The organism is Pseudomonas sp. PDM18, from assembly GCF_014852585.1.
Lineage (GTDB): Bacteria > Pseudomonadota > Gammaproteobacteria > Pseudomonadales > Pseudomonadaceae > Pseudomonas.
Window position 1 is genome coordinate 86,593 of sequence record NZ_JACVBX010000001.1, and the last position, 23,405, is coordinate 109,997.

Here is a 23,405-nt window from a genome sequence, read left to right on the forward strand (position 1 = left end):
CGTGCCGCCGTCCATGCCGCGGCGCTTTACTGCGCTCCACGAAAAGGAAACTCCGATGCGTCTGCCAACCCTGCTGCTGGTCGCTTTGCTCGCCCTCACCAGCCTTAACGTCCAGGCCGCCGACCTGCGCTTCTCGCTGATCCGAACCTCCGGCATCACCACGCTGGATGCCTTCACCGTGGCTGGCGGCGACTGGACGCGGAAAGTCCCGATGAACCACACCGCCGTACTGGTCCAGCACCACGCCGCCACCTTGCTGTTCGACACCGGGCTGGGCAGCCAGGCGGACGCGCAGTTCAAGCAGGACATGCCCTGGTGGGACAAGCCGCTATTCCGGTACGAAGGCCTGAAACCGGCACGCGAGCAATTGCAGGGCAGCGGCATTTCCATCGATCGGATCATCCTGTCCCACGCCCACTGGGACCATGCCTCGGCACTATCAGACTTCCCTGAAGTCCCGGTCTGGGCCACTTATGACGAGATCAATTACGCCCATATCGCCCAGCCGCCGGCGGTGTTCCCCAGCCAATTTCGCCATCCGGTGAAATGGGTACCCTTCCAGTTCGATTCCGGCCCCTTCCTGAGCTACGACCGCAGCCTCGACCTGTTCGGCGACGGCAGCCTGGTGCTGGTGCCCATGGTTGGCCACACACCCGGCGCGGTAGGTCTGTTCATCACTCTCGACAACGGACGGCGCTATTTCTTCAGCGGCGACACCACCTGGCGCCTTTCCGGGTTCACCGGGCCGCATGAGAAGTTCTGGGTAAGCCGCAACATGGTGGACAACAACCGCGAGCAGACCCTGGCCGAAGTGGCCCGCGTCCACGAACTGATGCTTGCCTATCCCAAGCTGACCGTGGTGCCCGCTCACGATGCCCTGGTGCAGGACAAACTCGGTTACTACCCCCACTGGATTCAGTGAAAGCCACGCCAGCCGCTACTCGACGCTTCAATAGCCAGCTCACTAATCAGCGACTAAGGTCTAAGAGTCGTCAACATTCGGTAATGATTTAGTAGATAGGCTGTAACAGATTGACATGCCGACCCTGATCCAGTCGGCATCATCAAACTGCCCCAAGCGCTCGAGGAGACAATAACAATGAGCAAGACCCCGATCGCCCGTGCCGTGGCTTTGGCCGCGCTGGGTACCAGCTTTATCCTTCCGACACTCGCCCACGCTGACTTCATCAAGGACAGCAAGGCCACCGTCGAACTGCGTAACTTCTACTTCAACCGCGACTTCCGCCAGGACAGCCCGGCCCCTGCCCAGAACAAGGCCGAGGAATGGGCCCAGGGTTTCATCCTCAAATATGAGTCGGGCTACACCGACGGCACCATCGGCGTCGGCGTCGACGCCCTGGGCACCCTGGGCCTGAAACTCGATTCCTCGCCTGACCGCAGCGGCACCGGCCTGCTGCAGCGTTCCTCGAGCGACAAGCGCGCCGAAGACAGCTACGGCGACCTGGGCGTTACCGCCAAGCTGCGCGCGTCCAAGACCACCCTGAAGGGTGGCACCCTGATGCCGAAGATGCCGGTAGTGCAGTTCAACGACACCCGCCTGCTGCCGCAGACCTTCAGCGGTTTCGCCCTGAACTCCGCTGAACTCGACGGTCTGACCGTCGACGGCGGCCGCCTCTACCAGGTCAACCAGCGCGACTCCTCTGACTACGAGGACATGACCATCACCGGCGGCGGCAAGCGCAACATCAAGCTCGGCGATAGCCTCACGTCCAACAAGTTCCTGTTTGGCGGCCTCACCTACAAGTGGACCGACAGCCTGAGCACCAGCTACCACTACGGGGGCCTGGAAGACATCTACAAGCAGCACTACCTGGGCCTGATCCATGTGCTACCGATCGCCGACAAGCAATCACTGAAGTCCGATATCCGCTGGGCCAAGTCCGATGACGATGGCGGCAGCAACGTCGACAACAAGGCGCTCAACGCCATGTTCACCTATGCCCTGGGCTACCACGCCTTCGGCCTCGGCTACCAGAAGATGAGCGGCGACACCGGCTTCGCCTACATCAACGGCACCGACCCCTACCTGGTGAACTACATCCAGATCGGCGACTTCGCCAACAAGGACGAAAAATCCTGGCAGGCGCGCTACGACTACAACTTCGCCGGCCTCGGCATCCCCGGCCTGACCTTCATGACTCGCTATGTGAAAGGCGACAACATCGACCTGATCACCACCGACGGCGAAGGCAAGGAATGGGAACGCGACACCGACATCGCCTACGTCTTCCAGGACGGCCCGCTGAAGAACCTCGGCGTGAAGTGGCGTAACGCGACCATGCGCACCAACTACACCAACGATTACGACGAGAACCGTCTGATCGTCAGCTACACCATGCCGCTCTGGTAATCCTCACGGCATGACGAAAAAGCCCGGCATCTGCCGGGCTTTTTCTTGCTCTTACGTCTGCTCTAGTCCTGGCTGAGCGCTCCGATCTTGTGGATCGACAGGTCGGCGCCGTAGTACTCCTCTTCCTTCGTCAGGCGGATGCCCACAGCCGCCTTCACCAAACCGTACACCAACAGGCCGCCGGCGAAAGCCACCGTCACACCGAACAGCGTACCGATCGCCTGGCTGGCCAGACTGACTCCGCCCAGGCCGCCCAGCGCCTGTTGACCGAAGATGCCGCAGGCGATGCCGCCCCAGGCACCGCAGAGGCCATGCAGCGGCCAGACGCCCAATACGTCGTCGATCTTCCAGCGTACCTGGGTCGCGGTGAAGGCCCAGACGAACAGCGCGCCAGCCACCATGCCGGTGGCCAGGGCGCCAATGGGGTGCATCAGGTCGGAGCCAGCGCAGACCGCCACCAGCCCGGCCAGCGGGCCGTTGTGCAGGAAGCCCGGGTCATTGCGACCAACCAGCAGCGACGCGACGGTGCCGCCAACCATCGCCAGCAAAGAGTTCACCGCCACCAACCCACTCGCGCCCGCCAGCGACTGCGCGCTCATCACGTTGAAGCCGAACCAGCCGACAATGAGAATCCACGAACCCGCCGCCAGGAACGGAATGTTCGACGGCGCAAAAGCGACCAATCGCCCCTCGCGATAACGCCCATTGCGCTGTCCCAGCAGTATCACCGCCGCCAGCGCCAGCCAGCCGCCAAAGGCATGCACCACCACGGAGCCGGCGAAATCATGGAAGGCTGCGCCGAACTCGGCCTTTAGCCAGGCCTGGAAGCCGAAGTTCCCATTCCAGATCAGCCCCTCGAAGAACGGATAGACGAAGGCCACGATCAACGCCGTGGCACACAGCTGCGGACCGAACCGCGCGCGCTCGGCGATGCCGCCGGAAATGATCGCGGGAATCGCCGCGGCGAAGGTCAGCAGGAAGAAGAACTTCACCAGCGCATAGCCGTTTTCGTGCGCCAGCGTCGCCGCCGGCTGCAGGAACGTGACGCCATAGGCGATCCAGTAGCCGATGAAGAAGTAAGCCAGGGTCGAGATGGCGAAGTCCGAGAGGATCTTCGACAGGGCATTCACCTGGTTCTTCAGGCGCACCGTGCCCACTTCCAGGAAAGCAAAGCCCGCGTGCATGGCCAGCACCATGACCGCGCCCATCAGGAGGAACAGCGTGTTGGAGCCGTGGACCAGCGTCTCTACGGCACTATTGAGGTTTTCCATCACTACAGGCAGCCCCGGAGGTCAAGGGGAAAGCACCAAAACGGCTCGCGGCAGCCCTGTGTCGCACCACACTGAAGCAGCGGCGCACCACAGAGGAGCCGAGCGCTGAACCAGAATGACCCACGAGCCATCCGACCAGCTTCGCAATTTCCTGTACTTCCTTATGTTTTTCAGTGGTTTGAGCTCATGTTCCCGGCCGTTCAATGCACCGGGAACGCCCCGCCGTGGGGCACTCGGCTCTCCATGCGCACCAGAGAAATGCAAGCGGCATACCACTGCAGCAGCATTCAGCGGCTAGGCTTCAACTCGCACGCGAGAGCGGCCTCATGATGAATTTATGAGAAACTTTCCAGCGACACTGGGGCTCGAAATCTAGGAACCTCAACCCGCACAAGGAGCATCACATGCCTCGCAAGACCGCAGTGAACGCCGCCAAGGATGAACTCCTGGCCGAATTCCAGGCCCTCGTCAGCGATACCGAGAAACTCTTGCAGAGCTCGGCTGACCTGGCTGGCGCCGAAGCCGACCAGATGCGCGCGCAGATCCACGAGAGCCTCAAGCGCGCCCGCGACGCCATCTATTCCACCAAGGATTCCGTGCGCGACCAGGGCAAAGCCGCCGTGGACGCCACCGAGGACTACGTCGGTGACCACCCGTGGCAGGCCGTGGGCATCGCCGCCGGTGTCGGCTTCCTCCTCGGCCTGCTGGTCAGCCGGCGCTGATCGATGAGCGACGGAATGGACGCCGGGCCGAAGTCCTCGGCCAACTCCCCTTCCCCGCGGCGCTTCGGCGCCGCGGTCCTTGGCCTGCTGCACGGCCACGTCGAACTGCTTGGCATCGAGTTGCAGGAACAGAAGACCCGCACGGTACAAATGCTGCTGATGGCCGGCCTCGCGCTGGTCTTCGCCCTGCTCCTGCTGGTCGCCCTGTCGGTGCTGGTGCTGATCCTCTTCTGGGACAGCTACCGCCTGCAGGCGGCCATCGGGCTGTGCCTCTTCTACGTGGGCGGCAGCCTGTTGTGTGCCTGGCGCCTGCACATACTGGTCAATGACGAGAGCTCGCCGTTCAGCGCGACCCTCGAGGAACTGGCCCGCGACCGGGAGCGACTGTTGCCATGAGCGAAATGCCCGACGCCCGCAACCTGACCCGCGCCGAATTGCGCAAGGCTATCGTCCGCCTGCGCCTGGAAATGCAGCGACAGCAGATCCGCCAGGAAAGCGAATTGCTGCTGCAGCCGCTGAAGCAGGCACGCAGCCTCGGCCAAAACCTACGCAGCGGCCTGAGTGGCAGCACCCCGTTATGGGGCGCTGGCGGTGCCGCGGCACTTGCGCTGCTCTTGGGCCGCAAACGCCGCTGGATTCGCCTGCTGCGCGTGGGTATCGCCCTCCTGCCGATCCTCCTGCAGATGCGCAGCAAGCCTGGGCCCAATGACCCGCCCGCCCCTTCGGCGCATCTCTGACGTCTAGACTGGCCACATTCTTGCTAAGTGACAGTGAGCTGCGCGCAAGCGCTTTCCTGTCACGCCACTAAGGATGTGTCCCTTGATCGACGGGCAACCCATCGCCTGCTTCCAGCCCTTCATCGATACCGCGACCGGACTGATCGCCGGTGTCGAGGCACTGGGCCGGCTGCGCCAGGACAACGGTGACCTGCAATCGGTCGGGCCGTTGTTCTTCAACCCGCGAGTCGGCCTTGCCGAACTGCGCCGTCTCGACCGGCAGATCCGCGACGCTGCCCTCGCCCGCATCCATGAAGCGCCCAAGGACTGGTTCCTCAGCCTTAACATCTCGCCGCGCTGGATCAGCCGCCTGCGCCCGAACCAGCCGCTGCCCAGCCTCAAGCAGCTACAGCAGCAAGGCGTGCCGCCGGAGCGCGTGGTCTTCGAAATCACAGAACTGGGCGGCGCTCACCAGCGCCTGCCAGAAGTGGTAGCGCGCTACCGCGATGCCGGCGCGCGCATCGCCATCGACGACTTCGGTGCCGGCTACTCACAACTGGACCGTGTGCTGGCGCTGCAACCGGACATCCTCAAGCTCGACATGCGCCTGTTCCAGGAAGCAGCCCGCGGCGGCCCCAGCGGCGAGGTGGTAAAGGCCCTGGCGCAGATGGCAGAAAAGACCGGCTGCTGGATCATCGCCGAGGGCGTGGAAACCGAAGAGGAAATGGACTTCGCCCTGGAGTGCGGGGCACGCTACGTGCAGGGTTTCCTGTTCGCCAAGCCGGCCCTGGAATTCCCGGCCAGCGACGCCTTCCGCGACGCCTTTGCCCAGCGCCGCGACCACTATGTGCATCGCAAGCTGCAGGAGCGCTCCAACCTCATCCAACTGCGCCAGCAACTCTCCGAACTGATGAACATGCTGCGCCCTTGGGCCGAAGGCGGCGCCATGCTCAGCAGCCTGCCGCCGGCACCGGACTCCTTCAGCCGCCTGCTACGCATCTACCAGTGCGACCGCCACGGCACCCAGACGTCGCCAAACCTGGAATGGAACGGCTTGTTCTGGAAGGAGAATCGTCGCTATCTGGGCCACAACTGGTCCTGGCGCCCCTACTTCTACCAACTGCTCGCCGAGGGCTGGGAAGAGCGCCGCCTGACACTCTCCAACACCTACCGCGACGCCACCACCAACCAGTACTGCATGACTGCCGGCCAGTTCATCGACCAGGGACGACGCCTTCTGCTCATCGATATCGACGCCGAAGGCCTCTAGCGCCGCGATTGAGATTGCCAGCGCGAACGGCTAGCGTTGCCGGTAACTCTCTCGATTTCGGAAAGAAGAATGGATTGGCACACCCTGCTCCCCCGGGAGCGCCTCGGCAAACCGGTGCACAGCAGCGCCGAGCTCGGCCGCAGCGCCTTCCACAAGGACCACGACCGGATCATCTTCTCCGGCGCCTTCCGCCGCCTGGGGCGCAAGACACAGGTGCACCCGGTTTCGAGCAATGACCACATTCATACTCGCCTGACCCACTCACTGGAGGTCGGCTGCGTCGGCCGCTCGCTGGGCATGCGGGTTGGCGAGATCATTCGTGATCGCCTGCCGGAATGGTGCGATCCCGCGGACCTGGGCGTGATCGTACAATCCGCTTGCCTTGCCCACGACATAGGCAACCCGCCCTTCGGCCATTCCGGCGAAGACGCCATCCGCCACTGGTTCCAGCAGGCAGCCGGGCGCGGCTGGCTGGATGGAATGAGCGACGGAGAACGCTCGGACTTCCTGCATTTCGAAGGCAACGCCCAGGGCTTCCGCGTCCTCACCCAGCTCGAATACCACCAGTTCGACGGCGGCACACGCCTGACCTACGCCACCCTCGGCACCTACCTGAAGTACCCCTGGACAGCGCGTCACGCCGACTCCCTGGGATACAAGAAGCATAAGTTCGGCTGCTACCGCAGCGAGTTGCCGCTGCTGGAGCAGATCACCCAGAAGCTGGGTATGCCGCAACTGGAAGACGAACGCTGGGCGCGCCATCCGCTGGTCTACCTGATGGAGGCTGCGGACGACATCTGCTATGGCCTGATCGACCTGGAAGACGGTGTGGAAATGGAGCTGCTCGACTACAGCGAAGTGGAAGCGCTGCTGCTTGACCTGGTCGGTGACGACTTGCCGGAAACTTACCGCCAGCTCGGCCCGAAGGACTCCCGCCGGCGCAAGATGGCGATCCTGCGCGGCAAGGCCATCGAACACCTGACCAATGCCGCCGCACGGGCCTTCGTCGAGCAGGAGCAGGCCCTGCTCGCAGGCACCCTGCAGGGCGATCTGGTGGAGCACATGCATGGTCAGGCCAAGCGCTGCGTGCAGAGGGCGAAAGGCATGGCGCGGGAAAAGATCTTCCAGGACAAGCGCAAGACTCTGCATGAGATCGGCGCCTACACCACCCTGGAAATCCTGCTGAATTCCTTCTGTGGCGCCGTACTGGAGCAGCACCGCCAGAGCACGCCGTCGTTCAAGAACCAGCGCATCCTCGACCTGCTGAGTCACTACGCGCCGGACCCGAGCTGGACGCTCTATCGGTCCTTCCTGCGCGTGACAGACTTCATCGCCGGCATGACCGACAGCTACGCCACCGAAATGGCGCGCGAAATGACCGGCCGCTCCAGCCCCAGCTGAAGCGGCCGCGGGCTAGGCGGCCAGCTTGCGCAATTGTTGCAGCAGATCGTCCTGCAACGCCGCCATTGCCTGCTCCACAGCCAGTGCTCGATTGCGCAACTCCTGGCTGTCGAGACCATCCCTGCAGCCAGCCTCGAGCTTGCTGCACAGATCCTGCAGCGCATCCGCATTGACCAGTCGCGCCGCCCCCCTCATACGGTGAGCCAGATCGGCCAGCCGCTTCCAGTCACCGGCCTCCCAGAGCGGCCGGACCTGATTGATGTCGATCCGGTTGCTACTGTGCAACTCCTCCAGCAGGCGGCGAATCAGGCCAGGGTTTCCGCCAGTCATCTCCCGCAGAGACTTCAGATCAAGGCCATCGACCTGCCTTTCCACAGACGCTTGATCGTCGCCGGCAGCTGACGTCTTCGGCACTGCGTCCAGCCGCACACGCAGGTTATCCAGGCCTATGGGCTTGAACAGGCAATCATTCATCCCGGCACGCCGGCAATTCTCGATCTCGTCCGGCTGGGCGTTGGCCGTGAACCCGAAGATCACGCAGGGCTCGGATTCCATCTCCTCTTCAAGCTCTCGAATTCGCCGAGCCAGATCATAGCCGTTGAGCACCGGCATATTGCAGTCGGTGATCACCAGATCGAAGTCACCCGGATGCCACAGCTGCAGTGCCTGGGAGCCGTCGGAGGCCACCTCGACCCGGTGCCCCAGATGTTCCAGCTGTTGAGTGAGCAGCATACGGTTGGCCGCATGATCGTCGACCACCAACACCTTCAGCGGATGGGTGATACTCTGGACAACCACAGCCTTGACCATTTCGCTTTCGGGCAGGCATTCCAGGGCCTGCAGCAATAACCGAACCATGACCGTGGTACCTGCGCCCGGGCGGCTCTCCATGCGCACCGTGCCGCCCATCATCTCCGCCAGTTTGCGGCAGATGGTGAGCCCTAGCCCTGTTCCACCGCGACTCGCACTACCGCTACGGGCGATTTGACTGAAAGGCTCGAACAGCTGGCGCTGCTCCTCCTCGGATATCCCGATTCCACTGTCCTGTACGCTAACCTCAAGGGCAAGGCGTTCGCCCTCGACCCGCTCACCGTATACACGGATCTTCACATGGCCGAAGTCGGTGAACTTGATGGCATTGCTGACCAGGTTCGAGAGGATCTGTTTGAACCGCAGCGGGTCGATCAGCACATCGCAAGCCGCGTCCGCCTCGATCTCCATCCTGAGCTCCAACGCCTTCTGCCGAGCCAAGCCATCGAATACCCGCGCAACGGACTCCACCAACTCGCGCAAATGGGCGCGCTCCGGCATCAGCGTCAAGCGACCGGACTCGATCTTGGCCACGTCGAGAATGTCGCCGATCAGCGTCAGTAGCGAACGTGCCGAATCGTAGGCCACTTCCACCGGCTCTCGCTCCCAATGCCCCTGATCCGATCGGGTCAGCGCCAGCTCCAGCATTCCGATAACCGCGTTCATCGGCGTACGGATTTCATGACTCATGGTTGCCAGGAAGGTGCTTTTGGCACGACTCGCCGCCTCAGCCTGCTCCTTGGCGGTTTCCAGCTGATAGTTCAGACGCTCCCGCTCGGTGACGTCTATCCAGCCGGTCACCACACCAGAAATCTCCCCACCCGGACCGTGGTAAGGCGTGGCCCAGTAATGGATTTTGCGCACATCATCGTGAATCGACAGCACCAGATCGGAAGCCATGTTGCCGTCCGTGTCCATCGCCTGGCGGTGGATCAGCTCGAACATCTCCGCATCCTGCGCAGCCAGCCAGGAGCAATCCCCGACACGGGTGCCAGCAACCGTTTCACGGGACATGCCAGTTTCCCTCAGGAAGCCAAGGTTGCACGTGACCAGACGTCCGTCGCAATCGCGCACCGCCACTGGCTGGGGAATGCCATCAATCAGTGCTCGCTTGAATGCGAGCCGGTAGTTGAGTTCCCGCTCGGAGGCCAGGCGGCGCCGGACCTTCAACCACAAGCGCCAGTTCCACAGCAACAGCAAAAGGGAAATCAGTGCTGCGGCACAGGCAAGCTGGACGAATTGCAGGCGGTAGCCCTGCCAGATGCTGTCAGGTTTTTCAACACTGGCGGACCAACGCGCAATGATGTTGCTCATGTCCTCGGGCGAGATGGCGAGAATCGCCTTATTCAGAATGCCGAGCAGCTCCGGATCCGCGCGAGAAACAGCAAGTGAGAACTGCCCCGGCTCCCGATCAAGGGCGAGTGCAACGCGAAGCTCGGGGTAGTAGCGGGAAATCAGGTAGTTTGCAGGCGACAGCATATGGATGCCCGCATCAATCTTTCCCTCGCTGATCATGGACAGGTCGTTGACGTGATTCTCGACCTCCACCAGTTCCACCTTGGGATGACGCTCACGCATGAACTCGGCGACTGCAGAATCCCTGGGCACGGCAACGCGTCGCCCGTCGAGATCATCCAGCGAGTGCAACCAGCCAGCGTTCTGGGACACGACAACAACGAAGGAGTTCGTCATATACGGTCGAGTGAAACCCAGCAACTCCTCGCGCCTTGCCGTCGGCGTCAGGGCCGCGATCACCTCGGCTTTGCCGGCACGGACCTGGCTCATCATGCCCGCCTCACTCGACTGCGGCCGCACCTCAAAATCGATGCCGACACGACTCTGGATAAGCTCAAGTACATCGGCGGCGATGCCACGAAACTTGCCATGGGCATCAAGGAAGGAGATAGGCGCCAGGGCTTGGTCAACCATGACCACCGGCCTGGGATGGCGATCCAGCCAGCGCTGCTCTCGTGGAGTCAGTATCAGGCGCTGGTCGGAGATCGAGTAGGCACCGCCCGGACTCCACCGACGCTGTACGGTGCTTTCCGCCGATCGGGGAATAGCGGCCAGTGTCCGGTCGAGTATGTCGCGCAACTCCGGCTCGGAAGCCCTCAGCGCGAAGCTGAACCCCGGACCATCGAAGCCGGCGAAATTAAGCACCTTTAGGCTGGCCAGGTTCCTCTGGCTGATCAGGTACTGTGCGGTGAAAACATCGCCTACATACAAATCGGCCTGGCCAAACGCCACGGCCTCCAGCGCCCTTAGCACAGAGTGATAACTCTTCTCCGAGGCGCCGCTGAAGTACTTGTCTCGCTCCTCAGCCGAGTAATAGTCGCTGACCACGGCAATGCGCTTGCCAACGAGCGGTCCGACGCTTTCCAGTCGGGTACCTTCCGGACCAACAACCACGGGCTGGTTTGAAAAATATGGACGGGACAGCACGATGCCGGGCCAAGCTGCCTCGTAATTGGTGGCACGGCTCAGCAGGTCTATGTCGCCGCGCGCCAGCGCCGCAATGGCGGAATCCCGATCAGTATAACGCCGAATCTCCACCCGGACATTGAGCGCGTCGGCAACCACACCCACGATATCGGCCGTGACGCCCTCCAGCTCAGTGCCGCTGGTGGTTATATCGAGCGGGGCATAGTCGGGAGCGGTGACCCCCAAACGGAGTGTCCGCTTGTCCCTCAACCACTGCCAACTCGAGTCGTCCAACACTACCTTGACCGATTCGTCCAACGGACGTGCCAGCAGGTTCATCGAGCTCCAGTCGTGCGGTTGCGCCGTCACCCATCCACAACAGATGAGCAGCAACGTGGCAACACACAGGCGCAAGCAGGACATCACGCGTCTCAAACCAGCGCGTTCCGCTTGGCAAACTCGATCAGATCGACCAGCGAATGCGCATTGAGCTTCAGCAACAGTCGGGTCTTGTAAGTGCTGACCGTCTTGTTGCTGATGAACATCTGCTCGGAGATTTCCTTGTTCGAATAGCCGTTGGCCAGGTACTGAAGGACAGCCATCTCGCGATCGGATAGCCGCTGGATGAGCTCATGATCGTCCATCTGCTCATTGTTGCGACGCGGCTGGCGCACAGCCTTGCTGGGGAAGTAGTTGTAACCGGCGACAACTGCATTGACCGCGCTGATCAATTCGGCCAGGCCGCCCTGCTTGCAGACGAAGCCCGAAGCGCCAGCCTGCATGCAGCGCATGGCGAACAGCGAGGCGCTCTGCCCGGTCAGCACCAGAACCTTGAGCGAGAGCTCGAGGGCGGAAATACGACTGATCACCTCGAGGCCATCCAGCCGAGGAATGCCGATATCCAGCACGACAAGATCGGGAACCAGCTCCTTGACAAGCGAAAGCGCATCCACGCCGTTGTCGGACTCACCAACGATGGTATGGCCTTCCTTTTCCAGCAATACACGCATTGCCATGCGAATGACCGGGTGATCGTCAACGATAAGTATTTTGCTCACAGGGCTTCTCCCACTGGCTCATAAAAGTGAAACATCCGCCAGCAAGATATATGCTGAGTCCATTCTGTCGAGATGACCCAGCTTAATTATCGACATTCAAGGGGAATTCCTACGAAACATCTAAATAATTCCTACAAACAAAACCAAAACCGTTGTTATCCTCAGTCGAGCGACAAGAAAACTCCGACATCTCGCGGTAAAGTTTCCGAATTAGTCACCGAACAACCCATTCCCGCATGCCTGACTAATACTCCGAAAGATGCCTTCCATCCGGCGACAAGAAATAGAGTGAAAATTGCGCAAGCAAGTCAAGCTGAGGATTTCGAAGAGGGAACCGTGGGCACCAACCCTTCCCCCCAGCGCCAGTAGCAAGACCTGGAGCCGATAACGACAAATTGAAATGAGCAGGAAAAAACTTTCCTGCAACTCGCGACGGGGCGATTTATTTCACTTTATTCACACATCAGGAACCGAGCAATTACCTACTTACGACCACACGAACCTTAACTTTCAGAAAGCCAAAACAAGAACCCAGGAAAACGGCAAGCTAACAATAAACCCACTTAAACTCCACACAGATAATCACAAGAAGCAAAGCAAACCATTACGAGAAACCAACTACAACAGAGGCAACGAGAAAGATCCCAAGACCAAACAATAAACCTTCAAAAAAGAATAAAGAAAATCACAAAACTTCCGAACAGGGGCCCTACCCCGAAACTCACCATTGGCAGCTGAGAAACTTAGAAAACAATTCTCAGATATCAACCCAACAGATCAAAAAACATGTGCCATGCAGGACAAAAATGAGAATTCCTGTAGCCGAAGACAATCCACTCCAGCTCAGTCCCAAAGAGCTTGGCGAGAATCAAGGGGGCCTACACATCAACTAGCAATTGCTCAAGGCGTGCGCCCCCGTACGGCCCCTCCCAGCCAATCTCCTCGCGCAGGTGCTGGGGCTCTTCAGGCGAACAAACGTCCGCCACTCAGCGAGGAGTCGAATTGACCGGCTGATCCGGATACCAGGCATCGATCAGGGGGCTGACACTAACTCCCGCCAGTTCCGGCTGCTGCTTCAGCCACTCATCAATCAGCTCGCGCTGTTCCGCGCTCACTGAGCCGCGCCGGGCGAGACAGATGAACCCGTACTCGTCGCAACCGCTATAGACCAGATTGTTGGGCTCAACGGCGATGCCCATGAATCGCTTCATGAAAGCCCCAACAGCCTCTTCGTCTGTGCCTTCCTTGTACTGAAAACTCACTTCGAAGCCGAGTTCCTGGAACTCATCGACACACAACTTCTTGCGTAAACGACGGGAACGATGGGTAGCCATCCGTATCTCTCCTCAAGAGGGCTTTCGCCGCTCGGTGCACGAGCGCGTCCAAAATATTTCCGGGACCTGCGCGAACGATGTCCCGATAAGCTTCTCCGGGACGACTGGCATCCAAAGGCCAGCGCATCCTGGTACAGCTTGCGGCATAATGTGCCGCAGCTCCTGGTCCAGCAGGGAGTATTTCATCTGTAGTGTTGCGCTTTATCTTTTCATTTTTTCAAGTCAATGCCCGACCACTGGGATGTCATCTTTTCTATGTTCAATTCTCTGCGTGTCCTCGCTCTCGCCACCTTATTGCCCTTCGCCCTGCCTGCCGTTGCCCAGATCAACAGCACCCTGCCTGAACGCGTACAGAAAGCGCTGCGGGCCAGCAAGCTGACCGACGATGCCTTGTCGCTTGTGATGATTCCTCTGGAAGGCCCCGGCAACGCCACCTATTTCAACGCTGACGTCTCGGTGAACCCGGCGTCGACCATGAAACTGTTCACCACCTATGCCGCCCTGGAAATGCTCGGCCCAACCTACCAGTGGCAGACTGAGTTCTACACCGACGGCCAGCTCAAGGACGGCACTCTCAACGGCAACCTCTATCTCAAGGGCGGCGGCGATCCGAAGCTGAACCTGGAGAAGCTCTGGCTGATGATGCGCGACCTGCGCGCCAACGGCGTGAACAAGGTCACCGGCGACCTGGTGCTGGACCGCAGCTACTTCAACATCCCGCAATTGCCGGTCTTCAATGACGACGGCGGCGACGACAACAAGCCCTTCCTGGTCGGCCCGGATTCGCTGATGGTCAACCTGAAGAGCGTGCGCCTGGTGATCCGCACCGAAGGCAACAAAGCCACCGTGCTGATGGACCCGCCGCTGGCGAACGTGCGCATCGACAACCAGATCCAGGTGAGCAAGGCTGCTGCTTGCCCCGCCTGGCCGAAACTGCGCTTCAACCCGGTAACCCAGTTCGACGGCACTTCGCTGGTCGCCACCGGGCAGATTCCGCAGGGTTGCAGCGCGCAGACCTACATGTCCCTTCTCGAGCACCCGGCCTACACCGCTGGCGCCGTGCGCGGCATCTGGCAGGAGCTGGGTGGCAGCATCCTCGGCAAGGATCGCGAAGGCACCGTGCCGAAGAACGCCACCCTGGTGGCTCGCGCCATGTCGCCAGACGTCGTGGAAATCATCCGCGACATCAACAAGTTCAGTAACAACACCATGGCCCGCCAACTGTTCCTCTCGGTCGGCCGCCAGTATCGCAATGGCGCCGACGCGGACGACGCCCAGGCCGCCCAGCGGGTGATCCGCCAGTGGCTGGCGCGCAAGGGCATCACTGCGAGCCATCTGGTGATGGAAAACGGTTCGGGTCTGTCCCGTGACGAGCGGGTCAGTGCCCGCGAGATGGCTGCCATGCTCCAGGCAGCGTGGCACAGCCCCTACGCCGCGGAGTACATCTCTTCGCTACCGATCGTGGCGAAGGACGGCACCATGCGCAAACGCCTGCGCGGCACGCCCATGGCCGGCGAAGCCCATGTGAAGACCGGCACCCTGAACACCGTACGCGCGCTTGCCGGCTTCAGCCGCGACGCCAACGGCCGCACCTGGGTAGTGGTGGCGATCCTCAACAGCAACCGGCCGTGGGGCGCCTCGTCGATCCTCGACCAGGTGTTGCTGGACCTCTACAGCAGCACCAAGCGCTGATCCCCACGCAAACCCCGGCCAACGGGCCGGGGCTTGCCCATCAGGCCTCGCCCCTCTCCAGACGATCCCGCCCCAGCCGCTTGGCGCGATAGACCGCTCGGTCCACCTTGCGCAGCAGGTCGTCCGCACTTTCGCCGGGGCACCAGGAGGCAACACCGAAGCTCGCCGTCACCACGCCGACGCCCTCCATTGGCTGCCCGCGCAAGGCCCTCCAAAGAGCCTCCGCCAGTTGCCAGGCCTGCTCCGTAGTGTTTCCCGGACAGAGCACCACAAGCTCCTCGCCACCGATCCGGCAGAACACATCGACCTTGCGCAGCCGCTGCGCGATGCGCTGACACAGGGTGACCAGCACAATATCGCCCGCCTCGTGGCCGAAGCGGTCGTTGATGTCCTTGAAGTGGTCGATGTCGAACATCACCAGCGACAACGGCTCGCCATTGCGGGCACAGCGCGCCATGGCCTGATCCAGTTGCTCCTTGAAATAGCGGCGATTGTGAATGCCCGTCAGTGCATCGGTGACCGACAGGCGCCGCAACTCCATCTCCGCCTCCTTGCGCCGGGTAATGTCGGTGGCAATGCCCAGATAACCTGTGGTGTTGCCCGCCGAATCGCGCACGCCGGTAATGATCAGGTTGATCTTCAGTTGCCGGCCATCACGGCGTACGCAGGTCCACTCGTGCTCCTCGTGCCCTTCGCCTACGAGAGCGCCAACGACGTCGAAACCCCGAATCTCGCGTCCGAGGATGTTAGACAGGTCCTGCGCGCGGCGACGGATCTCGTCCTTGACGAAGACGTTCTCCGGCACCGGCCGGCCGATCACTTCCTGGGCGCTGTAGCCGAACATGCGCTCGGCACCCACATTGAAGCTGCGCACGAAGCCGCGTAGATCAGTCGAAACGATGGCCACCTGGGTCGCCGCATCCAGCAGACCGTGCAGGCGACTGTTGACCTCGCCCAGCTCCAGCTCGGCGGCCTTGCGCGAACTGATGTCGGTCTGGGTGCCGATCATGCGGCGCGGCGAACCGTCGTTGTCGCGCTCCACCACCTGACCGCGATCCAGCACCCAGAGCCAGCGCCCGCTCTTGCAAAGCAGCCGGTGCTCACTCTGGTACAGCGAGGATTCGCCGCGAAGATGCCGGCGCAGCGCATCGCAGCGCGCGTCCTTGTCCTCAGGATGGACGCGGCTCAGGCTCTCGTCGGTGGTCGTGCCCACCTCGCTGTCGCGGTAGCCGAGCATGGCTTTCCAGGCATGGGAATAGAACACGTTGCCGGTATCCAGACTCCAGTCCCAGACGCCGTGGCCGGCGCTGTCCATGGCGAAGTGCAGACGCGCCTGGTTCTCCTGCAGCTCCAGCTGGTTGGCCCGCAACTCGGCAGTCCGCTCGCCCACCAGCTGCAGGGCCCGCTGGCGTTGCCCCAGCAGCGTCAGCACATAGCCCGCCAGCAACAGGGAAGTCAGCCCGCCAGCGAACGCCACCCAGAGCTGCGGGTGCCCCTGGTTGCGCCGCAGGAAGTCGCTGGAAGGCTCGACGCGCACCAGGTAGTCACGACCGGCAAAAGGCAGGTGCCGCTCGGCAACCAGTCCCGCCGTCTGATCAGCCGCCACCGGGCCGCGGTACAGCGGCACATCCGGACGCGGGTCACCGGCATCACGCAGTGTCAGCGCCAACTGCTCGCCGCGCGCTTCCGATCCCTGTTCGATGAGCAGGCGGTAGCTGATCGCCGCCAGCAGGATGCCCTGGATACCGACTCGGGTTTCGGCTGTCGGGCTGGGTGTCGTGCTGTTGCGATAGAGGGGCGCCGCCAACAGCAGACCGGTGGAGTCCGCCGGCGGCGCCCCAGGCAGGACCACGGGCATCGAGGCGGCCACAGAACGTGTCTTCACCACTCGCTGGGTCAATTCGCGCCCCGGCAGGGTCGAGTTCAGGTCCAGGCCCAGGGGCATCTCTTCCAGGTACTCGGAGGCGCCATAGAGGACGGGAAAATAGCGCTCGCGCACCTGTGCCGGAATCGGCTGACCCTGCAGGTCCAGCTCGAAAAGCATGTAATCGAGCATGCCGGCATCATGGGCGCGAGCCTCGAAGGCATCGCGCTGACGCTGGTCCACGCGTGGGAGCCAGGCATACCCCAGGGTGTCGCCCAGCAACGGGCTGACGAAGTGCTCGAATTCCTCGCGGGAAACGTTCGTGGAATTCTCGAAGAAGCGTTGGATCGATTCCAGTTCGCTCTGCTGATTCGAAAGCCGCTCGCGTACGCGCTCGATCCGCTCGTTGGCGGAGAGGGTGAATTGCTGTTCCAGAAAGGTGCGAGCGTTGCGCCAAACATTCCCGCCGAGCAACGCCGTCAACAAGAGGCCGGCCACCAGCACGACGCCGGCGGCACGCAGGGCCTTCTTCTGGCTGGCGACTCCCTGAGCGGCGGGCAACTGCTTGTAGGCCGGCAACTGAGTCATGCGTTTTCCCAACTCTCAGGGTGACTCAGTTTTTATAGCAGCCGATGGCCATTTGCCCAGCTTTCGCGCGACGCACGGCCCGGACCGTGCGCCGCTCGGGCCTCAGCGTACGCTGATACGCCAGGCGCGGTGGATCTTGCTGTTGCGGGCGAAGTCTTGGTCCAGCGTCTGGGCGCTGATTTCCTCGACCAGGTAACGCGCTGCCAACCCTTCGTCCAGTTCGAACTTGCGGAAGTTATTGGAGAAGTACAGCACCCCGCCCTTGGCCAGGCGCGCCATGGCCAGGTCGATCAGCTCGACATGGTCGCGCTGCACATCGAACACGCCTTCCATGCGCTTGGAGTTGGAGAAGGTCGGCGGGTCGATGAACACCAGGTCGTATTCACCACGGTCCTCGCGCAGCCACTCCATCACGTCGCACTGCACCAGGCGTTGCTTGTCGGAGAAGCCGTTGAGCGACAGGTTGCGCCGCGCCCAGTCCAGGTAAGTCTTCGACAGGTCGACGCTGGTGGTGCTGCGCGCATCACCCTTGGCGGCATGCACGGTAGCCGTGGCGGTGTAGCAGAACAGGTTGAGGAAGCGCTTGCCGGCAGACTCGCGCTGGATGCGCAGGCGGATCGGCCGGTGGTCGAGGAACAGGCCGGTGTCGAGGTAGTCCGTCAGGTTGACCAGCAGCTTCACGCCGCCCTCTTCAACTTCCATGAAACGGCCTTCGGCGTTCTGCCGCTCGTACTGCTTCTTGCCGGTCTGGCGCTCGCGACGCTTGATGACGATGCGCTCGGTAGGAATGCCCAGGGCCTGCGGCAACGCGGCGAGCGCGTCGAGCAGTCGGATCTGCGCCTTCTCCGGGTCGATGGACTTGGGCGCCGCGTACTCCTGCACGTGCGCCCAGTCGCGATAGAGGTCCACCGCGAGGGCGTACTCGGGCATATCGGCGTCATACACCCGGTAGCACTCGATCTTTTCCTTGCGCGCCCACTTGCCGAGCGCCTTGACGTTCTTCTGCAGGCGGTTGGCGAACATCTGCCCGCCTTCGCTCAGACGAGCCTGTTCGATCACGGCGGCGCCCTGGGTCGGAGCGGCATCGCTGCGTTCGCCACGCTCGCCGGTCACGAACTGGCGCGGCTCCACGTCGAGCATGATCAGCTTGCAGGGCAGCGCGCCGTTGAAGAAGGCGTACTGCTTGTGACTACGGATGCCCATGCGCTTGCCCAGCTCCGGCGCGCCGGTGAAAATTCCGGCGCTCCAGCCCAGGCAGCTCTGGCGCAGACGCTCGCCCAGGTGCTGATAGAGGTACAGCAGGCTGGCTTCGTCACCCAGGCGCTCGCCGTAAGGCGGGTTGCAGATGATCAGGCCCTTCTGGCCTTTGTCCGGGCGCGGCTCGAAGATGGCCAACTCGCCCTGGTAGATCTTCACCCACTCGGCCAGGCCGGAGCGTTCGATGTTATTGCGCGCCGGCTGGATCAGGCGCGGATCGGCTTCGTAGCCGCGAATCCACAGCGGCGTCTTGGCCAGGCCGACTTCGGCACGCTGCTGGGCGTCCTCGATCAGTTTCTTCCAGATCGCCGGCACATGGCCCAGCCAGTTGCTGAAGCCCCAGCGCTCGCGCTTGAGGTTCGGCGCGACGTCGGCGGCGATCAGGCCGGCCTCGATGAGGAAGGTGCCGACGCCACACATAGGGTCGGACAATGCGCCGCCCTCAGCGGCGATCTTCGGCCAACCCGCACGGATCAGTACGGCAGCGGCGAGGTTTTCCTTCAGTGGCGCGGCGCCCTGCTGCAGGCGGTAGCCGCGCTGGTGCAGGCTGTGCCCGGAAAGGTCCAGCGACAGCACAGCCTGGCCGCGATCCAGGTGCAGGTGCACGCGGATGTCCGGGTTGACCTTGTCCACGCTCGGCCGCTGACCGAACTCGGCGCGCAGGTTGTCGACGATGGCGTCTTTCACCTTCAACGCACCGAAGTGGGTGTTGTCGATGCCCGAGCCCTTGCCGCTGAACTCCACCGCCAGGCTGCCGCCGGCCTCCAGATGGTCGCCCCACGACACGGCGTTGACACCCATATAGAGGTCTTCGGCGTTGCTTACCGGAAAGCGCGACAGCACCAGCAGCACGCGGTTGGCCAGGCGCGACCAGAGGCACAGGCGGTAAGCCGTCTCCAGGTCGCCCTTGCCGCGAATGGCCGAAACCTGGGCGCGCGCCTCGGTCAGCCCGAGCGCCTGGGCTTCCTCCAGCAACAGGCCATCGAGCCCTTTCGGGCAGGTGAGGAAGAGATCGTGCAAATCCGACATGCAAATAGTTCCCGGGCCGCAGCCCTTTCATCAAAGCCGCTAATGGCCTTGTCGGCCACCTTGGGTTCATTCGAGTGAACCCAGGCAACCCCTGTAGTCATTTTCAGGGATGGACCGGCAACCGGCCTGCGGCCTCGCGTCGCAGAAAGTCATCCCACTCGTCGGAACGAGAGGTGGTCTCAATTAGACACACATTCCTCTTGATCCTTGGCAAGCTCCCGCCCCTGGCGGGTTATGCCGTACTGGCATTTTGCAAACCGGACAAACCTTATGGCCCAAACCCATAAGAGTTACGTCCTTATGACAAATTGGTCATTCACAGCCCCGGAACCTTTCGATAGAACTCGGGGTAATCCTTCACCGCAATGGTGTCGGGCGGGGCGCGTCACGCCGGCAATGCGCCCCATTGGCGGAACATTCCGCCCGGCCTCCCTGGGGGGCCAACGGGACATAACAGTCAACAAGTGAGGGCAACACCCTATGAGAAGACTTAAGCGTGATCCGTTGGAAAGAGCCTTTTTGCGTGGTTATCAGCACGGCATTACTGGAAAATCTCGCGATCTCTGTCCGTTTACCCATCCCACTACCCGGCAATCCTGGCTCAACGGCTGGCGTGAGGGCCGCGGCGACAACTGGGATGGTTTGACCGGCGCCGCCGGTATTCAACGAGTGAACCAATTGCAGCACGCGACAGGCTGAATCCAGGGTCACCCACGACTTCCCCAAGCCGCCCCATCCGGGCGGAAAAGGGCGCAAGCCCAAGGGCTCCGAAAGGAGCCCTACTTATTTCTGCTACCTGTACTTACGCCCGCCTGGCCGCCGCAATGGCGTCCACCGCTTCGCGGATCAGCGCCGGGCCCTTGTAGATGAACCCCGAATAGATCTGCACCAGGCTCGCACCCGCAGCGATCTTCTCCGCTGCATGCGCGCCTTCGGTGATGCCGCCGGCGGCGATGATGGGCAGACGGCCGCCCAGCTCACCAGCCAGCACCTTGACGATATGGGTACTCTTCTCGCGCACCGGAGCGCCCGACAGGCCACCAGCCTCGTTGCCGAACGGCAGGTGCTCGACGCCTTCGCGACCCAGGGTGGTGTTGGTGGCGATCACCGCATCCATGCCCGACTCGATCAGCGCGGCGGCGACCATCGCGGTCTCCTCATCACTCATGTCCGGGGCGATCTTGATCGCCAGTGGCACGCGACGACCGTGCTGCACAGCCAGGTCTTCCTGGCGCAGGCGCAGCGCTTCGAGCAGCTGCTTGAGCGAATCGCCGAACTGCAGGCTGCGCAGGCCGGGGGTGTTCGGCGAGCTGACGTTGACCGTGACGTAGCTGGCGTGGGCGTAGACCTTGTCCAGGCAGATCAGGTAGTCGTCCACCGCGCGCTCGACCGGGGTATCGAAGTTCTTGCCGATGTTGATGCCCAGCACGCCCTTGTACTTCGCCGCCTTGACCCGCTCGATCAGGTGATCGACGCCGTGGTTGTTGAAGCCCATGCGATTGATGATCGCGGTGGCTTGCGGCAGGCGGAAGATGCGCGGCTTGGGGTTGCCCGGCTGCGGACGCGGAGTGACGGTGCCGATCTCGACGAAACCGAATCCGAGTTGGGCGAAGCCGTCGATGGCGTCACCGTTCTTGTCCAGGCCGGCGGCCAGCCCGACGGGGTTGGCAAACTCCAGCCCCATGACCTTTACTGGCAGGCTTTTGGGTGCTTGCGTCAGCAGGCCGTTGAGGCCCAGACGGCCACCGGCGCCGATCAGGTCGATGGACAATTCATGGGAAGTTTCCGGGGAGAGCTTGAAGAGGAGCTCGCGGGCCAGGCTGTACATGGTCGGGCATCGGTCGGCAAAATGGGGCGCTATTATAGCCAGCCCGCCCTCGCTCACGCGAGGCGACGCAGCGCCAGCAGCCGCCCGGAATCGTCGAATTCCAGCTCGAAGCTGCCGTGAACTCCGGAGTGAGTGACGAATGGACGCAGGTGATGCGCCGGCAGGTTGACCCGCCGGCCATCACGACTGGTCACCTGGACGCGGTTGGCATGCCCACGATAGAGGGCCTGCAGCCGGTCCGCCGACAGGGATATATCCAGCACAACGCAAGCCATGGAGGCCTCCAGCACGTGAAGGAAAGAATTTTGCCACAACGCATGCGCCCAACGGCGCCAGGGTTTTCTATGCTTAGGGCAATTCGCCGCGCATCGGGCCCGGCGCTTCCTGCACTGACCAGCCGGCCATCGGGAGTCTTGCGTCGTCCATGAGTCAACCACCTCGCCCCCGCAGCGTGACCAGCCGGCTGGCCGCCCTCGCCCAGCGCCTGGGCATCGGCAGTGCCGATGGGCGTAACGTCGCCGAGCGCAGCCGGAGCCTGTCCCTGCCTTTCGCCCCCCTCCCCGACTGGCCTGCCGGCCTTGGCTGGCAATCCGGCGCGCCACTCTACCGACTGATCGACTTGCCGCGTGGCGCGCTGTCCGGGCCGGTGCAGGAAGACAAGGCACGTATCCATAGCGTTCTCAAGCGCCTGGTGGCCAGCCACCGCGAAGAACATCCCGCTGTCGACATTCGAAGCATCGACGGCCTCTGCTGCCGTAGCCTGCTCGACAGCCCGCTGGCAGGGCTCGAAGAGCTCTCCAACTGCGAGCTGTGCCGCAAGGTGCGAATCATCAGCTACAACGACTTCACCAAGGTGCTGGGCGTGGCACTGCCCGGCTTCGAGCGCAAGGCACCGTTGCAGTTGCGCACTGCCGGCTGGCACGGCGCGCGGTTGTTCTGGGATGACGACAATCACCCCTGCGAACTGGCCAATGCAGTGGTCTATGCGCGCCGCCGTGGACTGGAGATCATCCTGCCGGCGAGCATCCAGCGCTTCGAGCTGCAAACCCCTGTGCTGGATGAGCTGGAGCGCAACTTCCACATGCTGGCCATGCCAGCCAAGGCCTGGAGCGACGCGTCCTTCATGGAGCTGTTGCTGGAGACCGGCATGCCCTATGCCCGCTTCGGCCTGTTCAATTCGGAAACCCCGGAGAGTCTGCTGCTGCCTCGGGACCATCCGCAGTCCGATGCCTTCGGCCAGGGCTTGCGTGAGGCTGGCGCGCCGGATGTGATCGCCTATCTGCGCCGTACCGGCAAGACGGGCTGAGCCTCGACGTCACTCGTCGAGCAATTCCTCGCCGAGCTGGTGCTCTTCCTCATTCAGGCTTTCCAGCACTTCATGATGCCGGGCTCGCCACTCTTCCAGGCTGAGCCCCAGGGTTGCCAGCAACTGAGGATTGCTTTTCACCAGGTACACCGCCGCGCGCTGGGCGGAATCCTCCACCTTCCAGTTCACCTCCGCCGAATCGATCGGCCCTTCATAGGTGATCCAGCGGGCGAAGTCCGGGTACACGCTGCAGACCTTCTGGAAATCCAGGTCACGCATGCGCTGGTTGCCGTACTCGATGTTCTCCACATCCTTGGCCTTCATGCCGACCGTCTCGGCAAAGGCGCGGCGCGACAGCCCCGTCAGCGAGCGAAGCGCCCGTAGTCTTTCTCCCGCGGAGAACAGGAAACGTTTCTTCATCATGTGTCATCCATCTCCGAGACCACCAAAGCCCGGAAAAACACCCC

19 protein-coding genes are annotated in these 23,405 nt (G+C 62.3%); 10 read left to right on the forward strand and 9 right to left on the reverse strand.

What is annotated here, in order from left to right:
• Nucleotides 1–55: 55 nt before the first annotated feature.
• Nucleotides 56–922: an MBL fold metallo-hydrolase gene (locus IB274_RS00400; protein ID WP_192430178.1), complete on the forward strand. Its 867-nt coding sequence runs from the start codon at nt 56–58 to the stop codon at nt 920–922.
• Nucleotides 923–1,099: 177 nt separating this feature from the next.
• Nucleotides 1,100–2,371: an OprD family porin gene (locus tag IB274_RS00405; protein WP_081519420.1), complete on the forward strand. Its 1,272-nt coding sequence runs from the start codon at nt 1,100–1,102 to the stop codon at nt 2,369–2,371.
• 62 nt (nt 2,372–2,433) lie between these two features.
• Here IB274_RS00405 and IB274_RS00410 read toward each other — a convergent pair whose 3' ends face one another.
• A complete protein-coding gene (locus IB274_RS00410) occupies nt 2,434–3,642 on the reverse strand; it encodes an ammonium transporter (protein WP_192430179.1) in 1,209 nt (402 codons plus the stop codon).
• A 404-nt stretch (nt 3,643–4,046) separates the two neighbouring features.
• On the opposite strand from IB274_RS00410, the gene IB274_RS00415 reads away from it, so the two are divergent.
• The 5 genes from IB274_RS00415 to IB274_RS00435 all read left to right on the forward strand — a co-directional run bounded on the left by IB274_RS00415 (nt 4,047) and on the right by IB274_RS00435 (nt 7,751).
• On the forward strand, nt 4,047–4,364 hold the full coding sequence (locus IB274_RS00415) for a DUF883 family protein (protein ID WP_045211754.1): 318 nt from the start codon (nt 4,047–4,049) through the stop codon (nt 4,362–4,364).
• Nucleotides 4,365–4,379: 15 nt separating this feature from the next.
• The gene (locus IB274_RS00420) at nt 4,380–4,760 is read left to right on the forward strand and encodes a phage holin family protein (RefSeq protein WP_192430890.1); all 381 of its coding nucleotides are present in this window, start codon (nt 4,380–4,382) and stop codon (nt 4,758–4,760) included.
• Entirely contained in the window at nt 4,757–5,101 is a 345-nt protein-coding gene (locus IB274_RS00425) for a hypothetical protein (protein WP_192430180.1), read from the forward strand. The genes IB274_RS00420 and IB274_RS00425 overlap by 4 nt, the downstream gene beginning before the upstream one ends.
• An 82-nt stretch (nt 5,102–5,183) precedes the next feature.
• The gene (locus IB274_RS00430; RefSeq protein ID WP_192430181.1) at nt 5,184–6,350 is read left to right on the forward strand and encodes an EAL domain-containing protein; all 1,167 of its coding nucleotides are present in this window, start codon (nt 5,184–5,186) and stop codon (nt 6,348–6,350) included.
• A gap of 69 nt (nt 6,351–6,419) precedes the next feature.
• Entirely contained in the window at nt 6,420–7,751 is a 1,332-nt protein-coding gene (locus IB274_RS00435) for a deoxyguanosinetriphosphate triphosphohydrolase (protein ID WP_192430182.1), read from the forward strand.
• A 12-nt stretch (nt 7,752–7,763) separates the two neighbouring features.
• Here the strand turns inward: IB274_RS00435 and IB274_RS00440 are convergent, their stop codons facing one another.
• From IB274_RS00440 to IB274_RS00450, 3 genes are all read right to left on the reverse strand, one after another.
• Complete coding sequence (locus tag IB274_RS00440) at nt 7,764–11,321, reverse strand: transporter substrate-binding domain-containing protein (RefSeq protein ID WP_225614610.1); 3,558 nt, start codon at nt 11,319–11,321, stop codon at nt 7,764–7,766.
• A gap of 92 nt (nt 11,322–11,413) precedes the next feature.
• Nucleotides 11,414–12,040: a response regulator gene (locus tag IB274_RS00445; protein ID WP_192430184.1), complete on the reverse strand. Its 627-nt coding sequence runs from the start codon at nt 12,038–12,040 to the stop codon at nt 11,414–11,416.
• Nucleotides 12,041–13,026: 986 nt separating this feature from the next.
• Nucleotides 13,027–13,374 carry a YggL family protein gene (locus IB274_RS00450; protein ID WP_192430185.1) on the reverse strand — a complete coding sequence of 116 codons (348 nt, stop codon included), beginning with the start codon at nt 13,372–13,374 and terminating at the stop codon, nt 13,027–13,029.
• Nucleotides 13,375–13,629: 255 nt separating this feature from the next.
• On the opposite strand from IB274_RS00450, the gene dacB reads away from it, so the two are divergent.
• Nucleotides 13,630–15,066 carry a D-alanyl-D-alanine carboxypeptidase/D-alanyl-D-alanine-endopeptidase gene (dacB, locus tag IB274_RS00455; RefSeq protein WP_192430186.1) on the forward strand — a complete coding sequence of 479 codons (1,437 nt, stop codon included), beginning with the start codon at nt 13,630–13,632 and terminating at the stop codon, nt 15,064–15,066.
• 40 nt (nt 15,067–15,106) lie between these two features.
• On the opposite strand, the gene IB274_RS00460 is transcribed toward dacB, so the two are convergent.
• The gene (locus tag IB274_RS00460; protein WP_192430187.1) at nt 15,107–17,518 is read right to left on the reverse strand and encodes a diguanylate cyclase; all 2,412 of its coding nucleotides are present in this window, start codon (nt 17,516–17,518) and stop codon (nt 15,107–15,109) included.
• A 102-nt stretch (nt 17,519–17,620) separates the two neighbouring features.
• Nucleotides 17,621–19,804, reverse strand: a complete 2,184-nt coding sequence (rlmKL, locus tag IB274_RS00465; protein ID WP_192430188.1) for a bifunctional 23S rRNA (guanine(2069)-N(7))-methyltransferase RlmK/23S rRNA (guanine(2445)-N(2))-methyltransferase RlmL — start codon at nt 19,802–19,804, stop codon at nt 17,621–17,623.
• Nucleotides 19,805–20,284: 480 nt separating this feature from the next.
• Here rlmKL and rmf point away from each other — a divergent pair, with 480 nt between their 5' ends.
• Entirely contained in the window at nt 20,285–20,503 is a 219-nt protein-coding gene (gene rmf / locus IB274_RS00470; protein ID WP_081519407.1) for a ribosome modulation factor, read from the forward strand.
• 103 nt (nt 20,504–20,606) lie between these two features.
• On the opposite strand, the gene IB274_RS00475 is transcribed toward rmf, so the two are convergent.
• Together IB274_RS00475 and IB274_RS00480 are read right to left on the reverse strand one after the other, a co-directional pair.
• Entirely contained in the window at nt 20,607–21,632 is a 1,026-nt protein-coding gene (locus tag IB274_RS00475) for a quinone-dependent dihydroorotate dehydrogenase (protein ID WP_045211779.1), read from the reverse strand.
• Nucleotides 21,633–21,685: 53 nt separating this feature from the next.
• The gene (locus tag IB274_RS00480; protein ID WP_045211782.1) at nt 21,686–21,907 is read right to left on the reverse strand and encodes a DUF2835 domain-containing protein; all 222 of its coding nucleotides are present in this window, start codon (nt 21,905–21,907) and stop codon (nt 21,686–21,688) included.
• A 149-nt stretch (nt 21,908–22,056) separates the two neighbouring features.
• Here IB274_RS00480 and IB274_RS00485 point away from each other — a divergent pair, with 149 nt between their 5' ends.
• Complete coding sequence (locus IB274_RS00485; protein ID WP_192430189.1) at nt 22,057–22,938, forward strand: DUF6685 family protein; 882 nt, start codon at nt 22,057–22,059, stop codon at nt 22,936–22,938.
• A gap of 9 nt (nt 22,939–22,947) precedes the next feature.
• Here IB274_RS00485 and IB274_RS00490 read toward each other — a convergent pair whose 3' ends face one another.
• Entirely contained in the window at nt 22,948–23,361 is a 414-nt protein-coding gene (locus IB274_RS00490) for a helix-turn-helix domain-containing protein (RefSeq protein ID WP_225614611.1), read from the reverse strand.
• Between the last annotated feature and the right edge of the window lie 44 nt (nt 23,362–23,405).